The sequence below is a fragment of the Streptomyces sp. NBC_00250 genome (genome assembly GCF_036192275.1).
In the GTDB taxonomy this organism is placed as follows: domain Bacteria; phylum Actinomycetota; class Actinomycetes; order Streptomycetales; family Streptomycetaceae; genus Streptomyces.
In genome coordinates, this window is record NZ_CP108088.1 from 2,072,044 (window position 1) to 2,087,103 (window position 15,060).

At 73.4% G+C, this 15,060-nt stretch carries 14 protein-coding genes; 7 read left to right on the plus strand and 7 right to left on the minus strand.

What is annotated here, in order from left to right; translation table 11 throughout:
• Nucleotides 1–4 precede the first annotated feature (4 nt).
• The 3 genes from OG259_RS09280 to OG259_RS09290 form a co-directional block, all read right to left on the minus strand.
• A complete protein-coding gene (locus OG259_RS09280) occupies nucleotides 5–685 on the minus strand; it encodes an ABC transporter ATP-binding protein (RefSeq protein WP_328941825.1) in 681 nt (226 codons plus the stop codon).
• On the minus strand, nucleotides 682–1,761 hold the full coding sequence (locus OG259_RS09285) for an ABC transporter permease (protein WP_328941826.1): 1,080 nt from the start codon (nucleotides 1,759–1,761) through the stop codon (nucleotides 682–684). Before OG259_RS09285 ends, OG259_RS09280 begins: the two co-directional genes overlap by 4 nt.
• Before the next feature lie 190 nt (nucleotides 1,762–1,951).
• A complete protein-coding gene (locus tag OG259_RS09290) occupies nucleotides 1,952–2,911 on the minus strand; it encodes an AraC family transcriptional regulator (RefSeq protein WP_328941827.1) in 960 nt (319 codons plus the stop codon).
• Between the two features lie 80 nt (nucleotides 2,912–2,991).
• Between OG259_RS09290 and OG259_RS09295 the strand changes: the two genes are divergently transcribed.
• From OG259_RS09295 to OG259_RS09305, 3 genes are read left to right on the plus strand one after another with little or no spacing between them, the layout of a single operon-like run.
• Entirely contained in the window at nucleotides 2,992–3,891 is a 900-nt protein-coding gene (locus OG259_RS09295) for an NAD(P)H-binding protein (protein WP_328941828.1), read from the plus strand.
• Between the two features lie 37 nt (nucleotides 3,892–3,928).
• Nucleotides 3,929–5,161, plus strand: a complete 1,233-nt coding sequence (locus OG259_RS09300) for a sensor histidine kinase (protein ID WP_328941829.1) — start codon at nucleotides 3,929–3,931, stop codon at nucleotides 5,159–5,161.
• A 3-nt stretch (nucleotides 5,162–5,164) separates the two neighbouring features.
• A complete protein-coding gene (locus OG259_RS09305) occupies nucleotides 5,165–5,794 on the plus strand; it encodes a response regulator (protein WP_266898361.1) in 630 nt (209 codons plus the stop codon).
• An 8-nt stretch (nucleotides 5,795–5,802) separates the two neighbouring features.
• Here the strand turns inward: OG259_RS09305 and OG259_RS09310 are convergent, their stop codons facing one another.
• Nucleotides 5,803–6,147 carry a DUF5955 family protein gene (locus OG259_RS09310; protein WP_328941830.1) on the minus strand — a complete coding sequence of 115 codons (345 nt, stop codon included), beginning with the start codon at nucleotides 6,145–6,147 and terminating at the stop codon, nucleotides 5,803–5,805.
• Nucleotides 6,148–6,343: 196 nt separating this feature from the next.
• Here OG259_RS09310 and OG259_RS09315 point away from each other — a divergent pair, with 196 nt between their 5' ends.
• From OG259_RS09315 to OG259_RS09325, 3 genes are all read left to right on the plus strand, one after another.
• On the plus strand, nucleotides 6,344–6,970 hold the full coding sequence (locus OG259_RS09315) for a nucleotidyltransferase family protein (protein ID WP_328941831.1): 627 nt from the start codon (nucleotides 6,344–6,346) through the stop codon (nucleotides 6,968–6,970).
• A gap of 226 nt (nucleotides 6,971–7,196) precedes the next feature.
• Nucleotides 7,197–8,828, plus strand: coding sequence for a malate synthase A (gene aceB, locus OG259_RS09320; protein WP_328941832.1), 1,632 nt, complete (start codon nucleotides 7,197–7,199; stop codon nucleotides 8,826–8,828).
• Nucleotides 8,829–9,075: 247 nt separating this feature from the next.
• Nucleotides 9,076–10,233 (plus strand): GDSL-type esterase/lipase family protein, encoded by a 1,158-nt coding sequence (locus OG259_RS09325; RefSeq protein WP_328941833.1) that lies wholly within the window; start codon nucleotides 9,076–9,078, stop codon nucleotides 10,231–10,233.
• 3 nt (nucleotides 10,234–10,236) lie between these two features.
• Here OG259_RS09325 and OG259_RS09330 read toward each other — a convergent pair whose 3' ends face one another.
• The 3 genes from OG259_RS09330 to OG259_RS09340 form a co-directional block, all read right to left on the minus strand.
• Nucleotides 10,237–12,027, minus strand: coding sequence for a hypothetical protein (locus tag OG259_RS09330; protein WP_328941834.1), 1,791 nt, complete (start codon nucleotides 12,025–12,027; stop codon nucleotides 10,237–10,239).
• Nucleotides 12,028–12,098: 71 nt separating this feature from the next.
• Nucleotides 12,099–13,214, minus strand: a complete 1,116-nt coding sequence (locus OG259_RS09335; protein WP_328941835.1) for a beta family protein — start codon at nucleotides 13,212–13,214, stop codon at nucleotides 12,099–12,101.
• 109 nt (nucleotides 13,215–13,323) lie between these two features.
• The gene (locus tag OG259_RS09340; RefSeq protein WP_328941836.1) at nucleotides 13,324–14,301 is read right to left on the minus strand and encodes a fibronectin type III domain-containing protein; all 978 of its coding nucleotides are present in this window, start codon (nucleotides 14,299–14,301) and stop codon (nucleotides 13,324–13,326) included.
• 131 nt (nucleotides 14,302–14,432) lie between these two features.
• Between OG259_RS09340 and OG259_RS09345 the strand changes: the two genes are divergently transcribed.
• The gene (locus OG259_RS09345; protein ID WP_328941837.1) at nucleotides 14,433–15,026 is read left to right on the plus strand and encodes a hypothetical protein; all 594 of its coding nucleotides are present in this window, start codon (nucleotides 14,433–14,435) and stop codon (nucleotides 15,024–15,026) included.
• The last annotated feature ends 34 nt before the right edge of the window (nucleotides 15,027–15,060 follow it).

Genomic DNA, 15,060 nt, shown 5'->3' on the forward strand with positions numbered 1-15,060 from the left:
GTGGTCAGACGGCCGCGCGTTCCGACAGACGGCCGTCCCTCACCTCCACCACCCGCGCCGCGCGAGCGACATGCGTCCGGTCGTGGGTCACCAGCACCGTCGCCGTCCCCCGCCCCACCGTCAGCCCGGCGAGCAGCTCCATCACCGCCGCCCCCCGCTCGTGGTCGAGCGCGCTCGTCGGCTCGTCGACGAGGAGGACGGCCGGCTCATTCATCAGGGCCCGCGCGATGTTGACCCGCTGCCGCTGCCCGCCGGACAGCTGGTGCGGCCGCCGCCCCGCCAGGTCCGCGAGGCCCACCGCGTCGAGGAGCTCCATGGCCCGGCTCCGGGCCGACGCCGGCGGGCGCCCCGAGAGGTGCGCCATCACCTGCAGCTGTTCCGCGGCCGTGAGCGAGGGCAGCAGGTTGGGCTGCTGGAACACGATCCCGATCCGCTCCCGGCGCAGTGCCGCCCGCCCGGCCGCGTCCAGCGCGCCCGTGTCCGTACCGGCGACCTCGACCCGGCCCCGGTCCGGGGTCACCAGGGTGGCGGCGACGGCGAGCAGGCTGGACTTGCCGGATCCGGAGGGACCGACGACGGCCGTGAGGGAACCCGCGGGGACGTCGAGGGACACCGCGTCGAGGGCGGTCAGCCGGCCGTCCCCGTCCGGGTAGGTGAGGGTGACGGCATCGAGGACGAGACTCATCGGGCACTCCCGAGCGCGGTGAGGGGATCGACGGCGGTGATCCGCCGAATGGACAGCGCGGCCCCGAGCACACCGAGTACCACCATCACGGCCGCCGGCCCGAGCACGGTCAGCGGCTGCAGCACGAACGGCACGTTCCCGCCGCTGACCAGCACCCCGATGCCGACCGCGAGCGCCGTTCCGAGCAGCGTGCCCGCCGTGAGCATCAGCACCGCCTGCCCGAGGGCGTCCTTGAGCAGGTACCGGGTCGAAGCGCCGAGCGCCTTGAGTACGGCGACGTCGCCGCTGCGCTGAATGGTCCAGACGGTGAAGAAGGCCCCTATGACGAGAGCCGAGATGGCGAAGAGGAAGCCGCGCATGAGCTGGAGCGAGCCGTTCTCGGCCTGGTAGGACCCTATGGCGGTGAGGGCCTCGTCGACGGTCCGCGCCTCGGTGCCGACGGCCGCGTCGCCGGCCGCCCAGTCGGTCTCCCCGCCGCCGCGGAGCGCGATGACGGTCGCCTGTTCCTCCACCGTGGTGCCGGTGTGGCCGAGCCGCTGCCAGTCGTCGAGGGAGGTCCACACCACCGGGGTGTGGCTGTACGAGGCGTCACCGGCGACCGCCGTGACGGTCAGCTCCAGGGTGCCGAGGCGGACGGAGTCACCGGCCGAGACGCCCAGCTCCTCGGCGGCCGACTCCGAGAGGACGGCCTTGCCCGAAGCGGGCGCCACGGGTGCGAGGCCGGCCTCCGGCTCCGTACCGAAGGCGGACACGGCGGCGGTACGGTCCCCGGCGGCGCCGTTGAGCGTACGGATGCCGAGCGGCGCGGCCGAAGCCACCCCCGGACGCTCCGCCCACCCGCGCCACTGCTCCTCCGTCACCGTCGAGTTGGTGAAGGAGACCGACTGCCCGGACGGCGGCGCCGCGAAGGCCAGCCGGTCGGCGGGCAGACCGGTGATCGCGGAGATGTTCTCCCGCGCGAGCCCGGCGGTCAGCCCGGACAGCAGCCCCACGAGCAGGGTGATCAGCACGATCACGGTACCCATGAGGGCGAATCGCCCCTTGGCGAATCTGAGGTCTCTCCATGCCACGAACATGCTGACCAGAGTGGTCCGCGAGGCGGCTCCCGGGCATCGCGCCACGGATGGCTCCGCAATCAAACTTTCGGTTGACCCACTGGATGGCTACGGACTGCACGGATGTGCGGTGGAGAGGCTCCGAGGCTCCCTCGGTGGCTCTTCTCCGCCTCGCCCGGGACGGGGCTGTGTCGCTCGCCCCCCTCCGGGGTCAGTCACTCGGCCGGCGGGTGCGCTGCGCGGCCGCGCGGTGCTGTGTGGGGGTGACGCCTCGGCGGCGTTTGAAGGCGACGCTGAGGGCGAAGGCGTTGGCGTACCCCACCTTGCGCGCGATGGAACCCACCGTGGCCCCGGTGTCGCGGAGCAGGTCGGCCGCCAGGGCTACGCGCCACATCGTCAGATACGCCATGGGGGGCTCGCCGACGTGCCGGGTGAAGCGGCGGGCCAGGCCCGACCTGGAAGTGCCCACCTCGGCTGCGAGCGTCGCCACGGTCCACGGATGTGCCGGGTCGTCGTGCAGCAGCCTCAGGGCGTTCGCCACGACGGACTCGTCGGTGGCGCGGTACCACGCGGGTGCGTGGTTCCGGGGACGGTCGAACCAGGCCCGGAGGGTGGAGACGAGGATCAGGTCGAGCAGGCGGTCCAGGACCGCCTGCTGGCCCGGCCGGTCGCGCCGCAGCTCCCGTGCGACCAGCGCGAGGAGCGTGGCGTCGGCTTCGTCCTCCCGGACGACGAGTACGTCCGGCAGGGCGTCCAGGAGGCGGTCGCTGAGGCCGGTCCGGCCCTCGTAGGCGCCACTGACGAGATGGGCCGCCCCCGTGTCGGCGACGCCGCACGTGCGCGGGTCGAGGGTGGCCGTCTCGGTGGTGACGGCCGCCCGCGCGGTGCGCGCGCAGTAGTCCGCGGCGGTGATGACGCGCTCGGGCGACGCGCTGGGGTCCTCGGCGACGGTGTACGGGGCGGGGCCGCGGAGGACGGCGATGTCGCCGGAGCCGATGTTGATCGGCTCACCGTCGGCGGGCGTGATCCAGACCTTGCCGTCGAGGACGGCGAGCAGTGTCAGCTCCGCGCCGGTCGCGAAGCGGAGGGACCACGGCGGGCTCATGACCGTCCGGGTGAACACGGCGCCGCGTGCCCGTACCCCGTCCAGCAGTTCCCCCAACCTGTCCACGCCTCCAACGTAGACGCTCGGACATCGCTCCGGGTGTCTCGGCCATGGCTTCGTCCCCCTCGACGGGATGGAGTTGCCCCATGACTGAACACCCGATTCTGATCACTGGCGGTACGGGCAAGGTCGGCGGACGCGCCGTGGCCCGACTCGGCTCGAAGGGACTCCCGGTGCGCGTCGGATCACGTTCCGCCGAGCCGCGTTTCGACTGGACCGACCGGAGCACGTGGGACGCCGCCCTGCACGGCGTGAGCAAGGTCTTCATCGTGCCGCAGGACGGCGAGTTGCTGACGCGCCCGTTCGTGGAGCGCGCGAAGGAGCTCGGGGTCGGGCGCATCGTGCTGCTCTCGGGCCGCGGCGTCGACGTCCCCGGGTACGCCGACCCGGAAAGCGTCGCGGGCCGGACGCACATCGACGGCGAGGACGCCGTGCGTCACTGCGGGCTGGAGTGGACGATCGTACGGCCCGCATGGTTCGCGCAGAACTTCAGCGAGGGATTCCTCCGCGACTCGGTGCTCGCGGGTGAGCTGCGCCTGCCCGCCGGTGACGGCGCGGCGAGCTTCGTCGATGCCGAGGACATCGCCGCGGTCGCGGTGGCGGCGCTCGTCGAGGACACCCACGTGGGCGAGACCTACGAGCTGTCCGGACCGAGTGCCCTCACCCTTGGTGACGCGGTGGCCACCATCTCCGGGGCGACCGGTCGGACGGTGCGCTACGTGTCCCTGTCACCGGAGGAGTTCGTGGCCGAACAGGTCGCCGAGGGCCGGCCCAGGGCCGATGCCGAGGACTACGCCGACGCGGTCGGCCCAATCCGGCGGGACATGGACAGCCACCTGTCCGACGGGGTGCAGAAGGCCCTCGGCCGGCAACCCCGCTCCTTCGCCCTGTTCGTGAAGGAGGCCGCGGCCTCCGGTGCGTGGCAGGACCGACCCCGAACGAGCAGCGCGGCCCCGTCCGACCATTCGAATCAATCCTTCGGTTGAGTCCAGATCGTCCGCCGCTGTCTAGGCTGGAGGGGACATGGATCTCCCTTCCCCTCTCCACCCCGCCCGGCTTCCCCTCACCCCTGCACTGCGCGCGCTGCGCCTCTGTCTCCATCTCCTGATGGCCGGACTGCTGGTGCTCGCGGCGGTGCGGGCGGACTCGGCCGCCGGGACGGTGCTCGCGGTGGTGACGGGCGCGGTCTACGCGGCCGGGTCGTACCTGCCGTCCGTCAGGGACTCGCAGCGGGCCGCGGCCCTGTGGCTGGGCGCCCTGGGGGCGTCCTGGCTCGCCCTGCTCTGGCTGACCCCGGAGGCGCTCTGGCTGGCCTTCCCGCTCTACTTCCTCCAGCTGCACCTGCTGCCGACCCGCTGGTCGCTGCCGGCCGTGGCACTGACGGCGGTCGCGGCGATCCTCTCGTACGTGGGGCACGGCGCCGCCCTCAATCCGGGGGTGTTCATCGGGCCGCTGCTCGGCGCGGCGGTCGCGGTGGCGACGGTCCTCGGCTACCAGGCGCTCTACCGGGAGAGCGAGCGGCGGCGCCGACTCATCGAGGAGCTGATCGCGACGCGGGCCGAGCTGGCGGCCGCGGAACGGCACGCGGGCACGCTCGCCGAGCGGGAGCGGCTCGCCCGCGAGATCCACGACACGCTCGCGCAGGGCCTGTCCTCGATCCAGCTGCTGCTGCGGGCGGCCGAGCGGTCGCTGCCGCCCGACTCGCCGGCCTCGGACCACATCGACCGGGCCCGGCAGGCGGCCCAGGACAACCTCGCGGAGGCGCGCCGCTTCGTCCGGGCACTGTCCCCGCCGGACCTGGAGCACGGCTCCCTGGCGGCGGCCCTTGAGCGACTGTGCGAGCCGGGGGCGGGAGCGGGTCTGTACGGTCCGGGGGCCGGTGCCGGTTCGCACGAGCCGGGTCCCGGGCCGCGGGTCCGTTTCTCGGTGAGCGGTACACCCGTCGAGCTGCCCACCCCCTACGAGGTGGCGCTGCTCCGTATCGCCCAGTCGGCGCTCGCGAACACGGTGCGGCACGCGGCGGCCTCGCGGGCGGAGATCACCCTGTCGTTCATGGACGCCTCGGTGACCCTGGACGTCGTCGACGACGGCGAGGGCTTCGAGCCCGGTTCGGTACGCCCCTCCTCCGACGGCGGCTTCGGGCTTCCGGCGATGCGCTCGCGCGCGGAGTCGCTGGGCGGCACGTTCACCGTCGAGTCCGCCCCCGGCCAGGGCACGGCCGTCGCCGTCTCCCTCCCTCTCCCCGCTGGAGTCTGAACCATGACCACCATCCGCCTTCTCCTGGCCGACGACCACCCGGTGGTACGGGCCGGCCTGCGCGCGGTCCTGGACACGGAGCCCGACTTCGCCGTCGTCGCGGAGGCGGCGACCGCCGAGCGCGCGGTGGAGCTGGCCGCCGCCGGGGACGTGGACGTGGTCCTGATGGACCTGCAGTTCGGCTCCGGGATGCACGGCTCGGAGGCGACGGCAGCGATCACGGCGGCGCCCGGCGGGCCGAAGGTGCTGGTCCTGACGACGTACGACACGGACGCGGACATCCTCGCGGCGGTGGAGGCGGGCGCCTCCGGCTACCTCCTGAAGGACGCCCCGCCGGAGGAGCTGGCGGCGGCGGTCCGGACGGCGGCGGCCGGGCAGTCGGCGCTCGCCCCGGCGGTGGCGCACCGGCTGATGGACCGGATGCGGACCCCCGCGGAGGCCCTGACCAAGCGCGAGCTGGAGGTGCTCCAGCTGGTGGGCGAGGGCCTGTCGAACCAGCAGATCAGCAAGGTGCTGTTCCTGAGCCAGGCGACGGTGAAGTCCCATCTGGTGCACATCTTCGCGAAGCTGGGCGTCGACTCCCGCACGGCGGCGGTGGCGACGGCGACGGCACGCCGTCTGATCAGGCGGTAGTCCGGGGGTCAGTCGACCGGATCGCGCGGTGCCGGAGGTGTCGGCGGTGTCGGCGGTCCGAAGAGTTCCACCGCCCGCCGGACCCCGGCGAGCCCTGCCGCGAGGGCGCTGACGGAGCCGACCGATCCTGCGACGAGCAGCAGCGAGCGGCGCAGCCGCCGTACCTCGGGGGCGCCGCTCAGCGCCATCGCGTCGAGCGCGGCGAGTTCGTCCTCGGCGATGCCCCGGTCGGCGAACTCGACGCGGTGGGCCGCCAGTTCACGCCGGAGCCGGGACACGGCGGACCGCAGTTCGGCCACCCTCGGGTCCATGCCCTCGCCGGTCACTCGCCTCTGCCCCACGCTTCGCAACATGGCTCTCCCCCTCGCACGACACTGTGCGCAGAACGCCGTACCCCGAACACACCGCACGCCCGGAGCCGACCCGTCGGACGGTGGTCGGGCGCCGTGAGTCGCGGTCAGTTAACTCCTTCGCCACCCCGGCGCGCCACCCTTCGCCCGCGTAATTCAGGCGACCGTGTCATTCCGCCTGATGAGGTATGCAGTCCCCATGACAACAGCGCATGACCGAACGGATGTCCACACGCCCGTCGTCGCCGGCCTGCTGCTGGCCGCCGGGGGCGGGCGACGGCTCGGGGGGCGGCCCAAGGCACTGCTCCCCCACCGCGGCCGCCCCCTCGTCGAGTACGCCGTGGGGGTGCTGCGCGCGGCCGGGTGCGAGGTGGTGCACGTGGTCCTCGGCGCGTCGGCCGATGCCGTACGGGAGCGGGCGGAGCTGCCCGGATGCGTGCTCGTGGACAACCCGGAGTGGGCCGAGGGGATGGGTTCCTCGCTGCGGGCGGGGCTCGCCTCGCTGGCCGCCGACCCGCGCGGGGTGGACGCGGCGCTGGTCCTCCTGGTCGACCAGCCGGGGATCGGGGCGGAGGCGGTGGCCCGGGTCCGGGCGGCGTACACCTCGCGGGATTCGCTCGCGGCGGCCTCGTACGACGGGCAGCGGGGCCATCCGGTGCTGTTCGGCGCGGGGCACTGGGCGGGGATCGCCGAGCTCGCGGTGGGCGACCGGGGCGCGCGGGACTATCTGGCGGCGCACCGGGATGCGATCACGCCCGTGGACTGTTCGGATGTGGCCGAGCCCTACGACATCGACACGGAGGCGGACCTGGCACACCTGGAGTGAAGGGCGTGGCACCCGGAGCCATGGTCTGTCGATCCGGAGAATCTCGATATCAACAAACCATTGAACTTCCACCATGAGGAAACTAGTATCCACTGTTCAGAAGCGCCTGCTCGTTCAGAAGGCGCTCGCGGCCGTATCTCGGCGCCTGCGGCACTCCGTGCCGTCCCACGACGCCCGGCGGCCGCATGGCACCGCCCGTGAAGTCCGCTGAAGGAAGTGACAGTTCATGTCCGCACCAGCGCCGTCCCCCCTGGCCGTCGTCGATGCCGAGCCCCTGCCGCGTCAGGAAGAGGTGCTCACCGAGGCCGCCCTGGCCTTCGTCGCCGAACTGCACCGGCGGTTCACCCCGCGCCGGGACGAGCTCCTCGCCCGCCGAGCGGAGCGTCGCGCCGAGATCGCCCGTACGTCCACCCTGGACTTCCTGCCGGAGACCGCGGCGATCCGCGTCGACGACTCCTGGAAGGTCGCGCCGGCCCCGGCGGCCCTGAACGACCGCCGCGTCGAGATCACCGGCCCGACCGACCGCAAGATGACGATCAACGCGCTCAACTCCGGCGCGAAGGTCTGGCTCGCCGACTTCGAGGACGCCTCCGCGCCGACCTGGGAGAACGTGGTCCTGGGCCAGCTCAACCTGATCGACGCGTACAGCCGGAAGATCGACTTCACGGACCCGCGCTCGGGCAAGTCGTACGCCCTCAAGCCCGCCGGCGAGCTGGCCACGGTCGTCATGCGGCCCCGCGGCTGGCACCTGGAGGAGCGTCACCTCACGTTCGACGGACGCCCCGTGCCCGGCGCGCTCGTCGACTTCGGCCTGTACTTCTTCCACAACGCCCAGCGTCTGATCGACCTCGGCAAGGGCCCGTACTTCTACCTTCCGAAGACGGAATCGCACCTTGAGGCCCGCCTCTGGAACGAGATCTTCGTCTTCGCCCAGGACTACGTCGGCATCCCGCAGGGCACCGTCCGCGCCACGGTCCTCATCGAGACCATCACGGCCGCGTACGAGATGGAGGAGATCCTCTACGAACTCCGCGACCACGCAGCCGGGTTGAACGCGGGCCGCTGGGACTACCTCTTCTCCATCGTCAAGAACTTCCGTGACGGCGGCGCCAAGTTCGTCCTTCCGGACCGCAACGCGGTCACGATGACGGCCCCGTTCATGCGCGCCTACACCGAGCTCCTCGTGCGCACCTGCCACAAGCGCGGCGCGCACGCGATCGGCGGCATGGCGGCGTTCATCCCGTCCCGCAAGGACGCCGAGGTCAACAAGGTCGCGTTCGAGAAGGTCAAGGCCGACAAGGACCGCGAGGCCGGCGACGGCTTCGACGGCTCCTGGGTCGCCCACCCCGACCTGGTCCCGATCGCGATGGCCTCCTTCGACGCCGTCCTCGGCGAGAAGCCCAACCAGAAGGACCGCCTCCGCGAGGACGTGTCCGTCGCGCCCGGCGACCTCATCGCGATCGACTCGCTGGACGCCAAGCCGACGTACGCGGGCCTGGTCAGCGCCGTGCAGGTCGGCACCCGGTACATCGAGGCATGGCTGCGCGGCCTCGGCGCCGTCGCCATCTTCAACCTGATGGAGGACGCGGCCACCGCCGAGATCTCGCGCTCGCAGATCTGGCAGTGGATCAACGCCGGGGTCGAATTCGAGCACGCCGGAGAAACGGTGAAGGCCACTCCGGAGCTGGCCCGCAAGGTCGCCGCCGAGGAGCTGGCCGCGATCCGCGCGGAGATCGGCGAGGAGGCCTTCGCGGCCGGCAAGTGGCAGCAGGCCCACGACCTGCTCCTGCACGTCTCCCTCGACGCGGACTACGCGGACTTCCTGACGTTGCCCGCGTACGAGCAGCTGGTCGGCTGATCTCCGAGAAGAACGGCTGACCCGACGGCCCGCACAGCGGTCGGACAGCGTCTGAGCAGGGCTTCGTCCCCGGTGTCGCACAGCACCGGAGACGGGGCCCTGTTCCCGTTCCTGTGGGACCACAGGGGACGTGACGGAACCGAGATATGCAGCTACCTAGCGGTAACAAGCCGGGGGGTGACAGATTCCGCCATGCCACCGGCCGGCGGCTGTCCCCCACGTCACTGCGTACCGCAGGAGCACAGCCATGCCTTCGACCCCCCACCGTGCGCTGCGCGCACTCCTGGCACTGTGTACCGCCGCCGGGCTCGCCTCCGTCGCCGCCCCCACAGCCTCAGCCGCAGGCCCCGCCTCCCCCGGCACGGGTCCCACCGCCGTCGTCACCATGGGCGACAGCTACATCTCCGGCGAGGCCGGCCGCTGGCTCGGCAACAGCCTCACCAACTCGGGAAGCCGCAACGGCACCGACCGGGCCTGGACGGGCAGCGCCTACGACCCGTCCCGGGTGTACGGCACCACCGCGGGCGGCTGTCACCGCTCGGACACCGCAGAGGTGAAGAGCGCGGGACCGATCGCGAGCTCGCTGATCAACCTGGCCTGCTCGGGCGCGACGACCGACAACGTCATCCGCTCCTCGCAGGGCGGGCAGGCCTACAAGGGCGAGGCCCCGCAGGCCGACCAGCTCGCGGCCGTGGCCGCCTCGCACGACGTGGAACTGATCGCGCTCTCCATCGGCGGCAACGACCTCGGGTTCGCCGACATCATCGCCACCTGCGCCAAGGACTACATCGTCTGGTACTCGTACTGCCACGACGACCAGCAGGCCGAGGTCGACGCGAAGATGGACGGCGTCATGGCGGACGTCGGCCGGTCGGTCGACGAGATCCGGGCCGTCATGACGGGCGCCGGATACGGCTCGTCCGACTACCGGATCGTCCTCCAGTCGTACCCCTCCCCCATCCCCCGCGCCACCGAGAACCGGTACGGGGAGAGCGGCTGGTCCCGTACGAACACGGGCGGCTGCCCCTTCTGGAACGCCGACTCCGATTGGGCCCGCGACTCCCTCGTCCCGCAGCTCGCCAACCGGCTGAAGGGCGTCGCGGCGGCCAAGGGCGTGCAGTTCATGGACCTGCGGGACGCGCTCCAGGGGCGTGAGGTGTGCGCGAAGGCGAGCCGTCAGGTGACGTCGACCGTGCCCGCGTCGGGAACCGCGAGCGAGTGGGCGCGCTGGATCGACAGCCAGAGCACGCAGGGGCTGGTCCAGGAGTCCATGCACCCCAACGCCTACGGCCAGCAGGCCCTCGGCCGCTGCCTGGCCCTGATCCACGCCCGTCCGACGGGCAACCAGACCTGCCGGAACACGGCGGGGTCGGGACCGTCGGGGATGTACCTCACGGCGAGCTGAGCATCACGCCGACTGCAGGAGGCCGAGCGGGCCGAGGACCCGCTCGGCCTCGTGCCGGTCGGCCGCCCGCATCGCCCGGACCAGGGCGGCGGAACCACCGGGCCAGGCGGACGCCGCCGTGTCGAAGGCGGCACGGCGGGACTCCAGGGGCCCCTTCTTGGCGGGCAGCGCGTCGAGCACGAACAGCGCCCGCGCCGAGATCCCCACCTGGATCAGATCGGACGGCTCACCACGCGCGCGGAGCGCCTGATGGGCGTACGCCCCGATCACCGGGTCACGGAGGGCTCCGCGGAGGGCCTCGGGCGGGGCGGAGGCCGTGTCCAGGACGGCGAAGAGGCCCCGGACGGCGGCGGCGTCGGAGGTGCCGGCATGGACCGTGCCGAGAGCGGCGAACAGCTGGGACCAGGCGTCAGCGGTGTCCCCGCGCGCGTGGAGCCACTCGGCGAGCACGCGCGCGGCGACGCACCCGGGCCAGCCCTCGGCGGCGGCCACCACGACGGGCGCGGACCAGCTCCTGACCCGGGCGGTGTCGGGCGCGGCGATCCCGCGCACCCCGAGCAGATAGCGCACGACGCCGGCACCGCGCGGCGTGAGCCCGAAGGCGTCGCCGGTGCGGAAGACCAGGCCGGTGGCGGCGAGTCGGTCGACGGCGGCGGCGAGGTCGCGGGCGGGCCCTTCGAGGCGCGCCCGGTCGGCCTCGGTCAGCTCGTCCGTTCCCAGGAGCCGTACGAGCTCCGGCAGGGGCGGGGTCGTGTACGGGCCGGGTGCCTCGTCCGGCACCGGTACGGGCAGGTCCTCCAGGGCCGGATCGACGGCCCAGTCCTCGTACTCGGCGGCCTTGCGGGCGACGGACTCGGCGGAGCAGCCGCGCCGGTAGACCACGTACAGCAGATGCGGCGCCTCACCCCCGTAGGGCTCGAACTCCTCCTCGGCCAGCTCCTCGACGGCGGCGATGAGGGTGTCCGCGTCCTCCTCGACGAGCCCCGCCTCGATCGCGGGCGGCGGGGGTACGGGGACGGCGATGTCCCCGTAGTGGTCGAGGTGCTCGTCGAGGAGGGCATCCGCCAGGACGAGGTGGGGGAACGCGTCGGGCCCGGGCGCGAAGCGCGCGTACGGCCCGGCGAGCTGTTCGGCGAGCCCGGCGGCGGTCCACCGGTCCAGGAGCGCCGCGGCCACCTGCCCGATGCCGGTCGCCACGTCGTGGTCGGTGAGCAGCGGCCCGGCGGCGGGCGGCTCTTCGGCGTCCCGTACGTACGCGCGCGTGAGGGCCTCGGCGAGCAGGACGTCGGCGAGGGCCGTGCGCCCCATGAGATCGGCCCGGTGCACCCCGTCGGGGAGCGGCGCCCCGTCGAGGGCGGCGAGCCGGCGCCGTACGTCCTCGGGATCGGCGAGGTCGGCGCCGCAGGTCCGCAGCAGCGAGGCGTACCACCGGTGCCAGGTCAGATTCCCCGGGTCGGTCATGGCCCGCTCGAAGTCGCCGACGGCCTCCCTGACGGCCACGGCGACCTGCTCGCCCCGGCCCCCGTCGAAGCGCCCCGCGAGCTGTCCGAGCACGGCCGGATAGACGGCGAGCGCCCCTGGAGGCGCGTACACGAACGTCGGCAGGTCCTCGACGAGAAGCTGCCGCACGAGCCCGGGCGTCGGCTCGGGCACCCCGGTCTCCCGATCGGCCCCGCGCAGGGCCAGCAGTCCCAGCACCGCTTCCGCGGCACGCACGAAGACGGGGTCGCGGCGCTCGGAGGTTCCGTCGAGGAAACCGTCGAGCCCGGTGTTGGTGAGAACGGTCTCGGCCACGCTTCCCAGGGTAGTTCGGCGAGGACGAATCGGGCGTGCGACGCAGGCGGAGGGATGAGGAATCGCTTCTGTCACGGGCGTCTCCGTAGGGCCCGGACGACCTGGGCCATGTGCTGGACGTGGCCCGAGCGCAGCCAGGCCTCGGGACCGCCGACCCCCGCGCTGCCCGCTCCGGCCGCGCAGGAGACCAGCCAGCGCTCCCCCTCGCTGAACTCGGCTCCCCGGAAGCCCTCCGCGCACACGATCTCCCGGACCAGCGCGCGGACCGCGTCCGCGTGGTCGGGCCCCCGGGTGGGCACGCGCGCGAGGAGGAACGTGCGCTCGGTGGTGTAGCGCACGACTCCCCAGGGGGAGCCTCCGGCCGCCTCCATGGGCCGGTCGGCGCTCCCGGCGTGGTCGGCGCCGTAGTCGCCGTAGGCGACGCGTACCTCCGGGCGGTCGGGCCCGTCGACGAGCATGTGCCAGACGTCCCAGTCGAATCGGTGCGCCTCCGCGAGCGGTGCTCCGTAGTCCTCGGGGTAGCCGGGAGGGAAGGAACCGGCGAGCAGGACGACCGTCCGCCAGCGGTGGAGGGGACCGAGCAGGGCGAGGGCGCGCAGCGCCCGTTTCTCCGCCGGGCAGTGCTCGTCGACGACGGCGCCGAGGTCGAGCAACAGGTCCAACGGGCAGCGCGCGAACGCGATCCGGTCCAGGAGGAGGCCGACCTCGTCCCTCAGCTTCTCGTCGGACGGCCCGGTCGGGAACACCCGGACGCCGAGGCCGCTGCCGCTCGCCCGGGCGGCCTCGGCGCTCGCCGTCTGCTGCCCGGCGGGGCGCTCGACGCCCGTCACCGGCCGGAGCGAGGTCCGTGCCGCACCGGGCCGGCCGGGTGCGTCGAAGGGCCATGCCTGGTCCTCGACGTGGAAGGCGTCGACCCAGGCCGGCCGACCCCGCTGAACGGTCTCGATCCGGTGCAGAACCGCCCCCAGACGGGCGGCGAGCGCGGCCGGGTCGGGGTCGAGCGGGTGGGGCGGCCGCCCGCCCCTCGTGCGGACCCGCCCGACCCGTGGCGGGATGCTCCACAGCGGCGTCACGCGCGCGCGTACCCGTGGCGGAAGGGAGTCGTACGCGTCGAGCGCGTTCCGGCGGGCGGGCAACGCGGGCACGTAGAGCGGGTCGGACGAACGGTCTGACGACGGATCGGACATCGGCTCGAACATCGGCGCCCCCCAGCGGCCCGCTGCATCCCCTGCTTCGCAGGGTGAGGGGATGCGGAGCACGGCGAAAGGGGGCGCTTCCGGCCAATCCGCGACTCCGTCAGCGCACCACCACCGTCCGGGGCGCCGAGAAGTCGCCCCAGGTGCCGTCCGGGAGTTGGGCGCGGAGGGTGACGGTGTAGCGGGTGCCCGGGGGGTCCTGGACCGGGAAGGTGTAGGTGGCGCGGCCGGGGGGTGGGGTGGTGCCCCAGATGACGGTGGTGGCGAACCTGCCGTCGAGGTGGAGTTCGTGGTGGGTGACGGGGGCCTCCGTGACCGGTGGGGTCCATGCGACGGTGATCTCGCCCTTGGTCGCCGTCGCGGTGAGGCGGGTGGGGGCGGTGTTCGCGGGCGCGCCCGGCGACGGGGCCGTGGTCAGGTCGGCGGGGGCGCTGTCCGGTGAGGAGTTCTCGGCGGCGTCGCGGGCGCGGACGGTGAACGCGTAGGCGGTGCCGGGGCGCAGTCCGGTGACGTGGGCGGTGGTCGTGGTGCCGGGCACGGTGTGGATGCGGGTGTCGGCCTGATACACGTCGTAGGCGGTGACCCGGGTGTCGTCCTCGGCAGCCGACCAGCGGAGGGTCACGGCGCGGCTGCCGTCGGGGGTGGCGCGGAGTGCGGCCGGCGTGGTGGGGGGCGTGCGGTCCTCGGCGGTGGCGCGGAGGGTGGTCGCGGTGACGGTGGTGCTCGGCGCCGAGACGTTGCCGGCGGCGTCGCGGGCCCGGACCGTGAAGCGGTGGCGGGTGGCGGGGGCGAGTCCGACCACGTCGGTCATCAGGGTGGTGGCCGGGAGGTCCTTGATCCTGCGGCCCTCGCTGTAGACCGCGTACCCGGTGACGGCCCGGTCGTCGGTGGCCGCGCTCCACATGACGTGGACCGTGCCGGCGCTGCCGGCGGTGGCGGTGACTCCGGTGGGGGTGGTGGGGGCGCGGGTGTCCTTGGCCTCGGGAGCGGCGGCGCCCGCGCACCCCGTGAGGGTGAGAGTCAGGGCGAGGGGAAGCGCGAGGGCAGTCAACAGGCTTGCGGCTAGCGGGCGTTGCACGGGCCGGCCTCCTTCCGTCGGAAAGGTCCAGACCTATATCGCACAGTCGGACCGACCTCGGCAAGGGGGCGTTGTCAGTGGCGTGCGCTTCACTGGGAACATCACTCTCCGTAGTCGAATCTGGGGGAATCATGACGGACCGTACGACCTATGTGAGCCACGCCGGGGTACGCCGACGCGGCTGGACCGACACGATGGTGCGGGACCTGCTCGGCACGCCCGATGTGCAGGGCCGCGACCCGCGCCGCTGGTCCCTCGCGCCCCTGCGCCTCTACCTCCTGGCGCGGGTCGAAACCGTCGAGCGGACACCCGAGTTCGCCGAGACGTCGGTGCTCTCGCCGGCCCGTTCCTCCGCCGCCACGGCCTACGCCGAGCGGCGCCGGGCCGCCGTCCTGGCCGCGATCCGCGCGGAACCGATCGAGGTGCCCCGGCTCCCCGGCCCCGAGCTGGAACGGCGGGCGGTCCGGCACCGGCAGCTCCTGGGGGCGCGGAGTCCCGGGACGTCACCGGGAGACGGGGCTCCGGCCGGCGCGCTCGTACGGTGGCAGGTGAGCTACCTCCGGCACGCCCTCGCACGGTACGAGGTGCTGCTCGACGGTCTGTACGGGGAGACCGGGCGCGGCGAGGCGGAGCGGCTGCTGCGGCGACGGCTGTACGAGGCGATCGGCGCCGTGTATCCGGCGCTGACCGAGGAGTGTCGTCGCCGGATCGCGGTGGAGCGGTGAGCGGGCGCGCGGCCGGGTGCCGGCCCCGTCACCG